Annotated in this window: 1 protein-coding gene; it reads right to left on the reverse strand. The window is 71.3% G+C overall.

Annotated features, from left to right (window positions below; translation table 11 throughout):
• On the reverse strand, positions 1-1,235 hold a 1,235-nt coding region (locus tag D180_RS13050), incomplete at its 3' end, for a cation:proton antiporter (protein ID WP_017913134.1).
• Positions 1,236-1,511: the final 276 nt, after the last annotated feature.

The raw sequence follows: 1,511 nt of genomic DNA on the forward strand, positions 1-1,511 counted from the left end.
GGCGGCGTCGGTGCGTCCGCCAACGGCGCCTCGGCCACCGGCTCGTCCGGCGCCGTCGGTGCCTGCGCCGACGCGGGATCGGTCGGCGCGGCCGGCGCCGTCTCCAGCGGGCTGACATCGAACGGCATGCGCAGCAGCAGCGCCGGCAGCAGCGTGGTCAGGGCCGCGTACAGCAGCAGCGCGCCGAACAGCGCATCGGCGATGGCGAAGCGGTCGCGCAGGATGCCGGCCAGCACCAGGGTGAAGATCAGCGTCGGCGACAGCGCCAGCGACACCCGCAGGCTGCTGCGCGCGCCTTCGCCGAACAGCACCCGCCGCTGCAGCCACAGAATGCCGATGCGTAGCGGCAGCACGCAGGCGGTCAGGGCCAGGCCCAGGCCCAGTGCATGCAGGCTCAGCGCCCCGCTCGGCACCTTGGTGCCGGCGTTGAAGAAGTAGAACGGCACGAAGAACGAGGCGAACAGGCGCACCGCCTGCAGGTTCTCGTCGGAGGCCAGCAGCGGCATGCGCTGGCGCAGCAGCCGCGCCACCAGCCCGGCGATGAACGCACCGACCAGGTAGTACACACCCAGCGAATAGGTGATGTAGGCGGCGATCAGCCCGACCATCACCAGCAGCGAGAACTCCGAGCCCGGCGCCTGCGGCGCCACCCAGCGCCCCAGGGCCACGAACAGCAGCGGCAGGCCGACCAGCATCGCCAGCAGCGCCAGGCTGGACAGGCCCATCTGCCAGGGATCGCCGGCCTGCAGGATCACGAACAGCGCCGCCAGCGCCAGCAGTTCGCCGGCGATGGCCTTGCTGGTGACCCAGAAGCGCTCTTCTTCGTCCAGCCCCAGCCGCCCCAGCGACTCGATGATGAAACCGGTGGAGGGGGTCAGCAGGGCCAGCGCCAGCAATCCGGCCGCCTGCCACGGCAGCCCGGCGTAGCGCCAGGCCAGCCAGCCGACGCCGAACAGGGTGCCGCCACGCACCACCAGGTGCAGCAGCAGCGGCCACAGGCCGCGGCGCAGCGCCTTCGGATCCACTTCCAGGCCGGCGAACAGGAACAGCGAGGAGATGCCGAGCGTGGCCAGCAGGGTCACCACCGGGTCGTGCGCGCGCGGCCCCATCGCCAGCATCGCGATGATGCCGAACAGCAGGCAGGTCAGCGGCGCCGGCATCTTGAAGCGTTGCAGCGCGCGCGGGATCACCAGCAGGGCGAAGATCAGCAGCAGGTAGATCAGTTCGTGGCTCATCGGGCAGGAGATTCCGGTGGGACCCGCCGGCGGCGGCAGCGGCGATGATGCCGGGTCGGCCGTGTGCTGTGCCATCACGGAGCGCTGGCATGCCAATCGCTCGCACCGCGATGGCACAGGCCGCGTGCGATCCCAGCCCCCGCACTGCACAGGCCATGTCGCAGCAAACGCGACACGCCGCTGAAGACAGCCAACAGCGCCAGCAGCGCGGCGTCGCAGCGCCCTCATGGTCGACCTGTCACCGGCGCCATGGCAGTCTCGCGGCGGCGGCCGATC

Origin of the sequence: Xanthomonas sp. SHU 166 (assembly GCF_000364685.1) — a bacterium.
Classification (GTDB): Bacteria; Pseudomonadota; Gammaproteobacteria; order Xanthomonadales; family Xanthomonadaceae; genus Xanthomonas_A; species Xanthomonas_A sontii.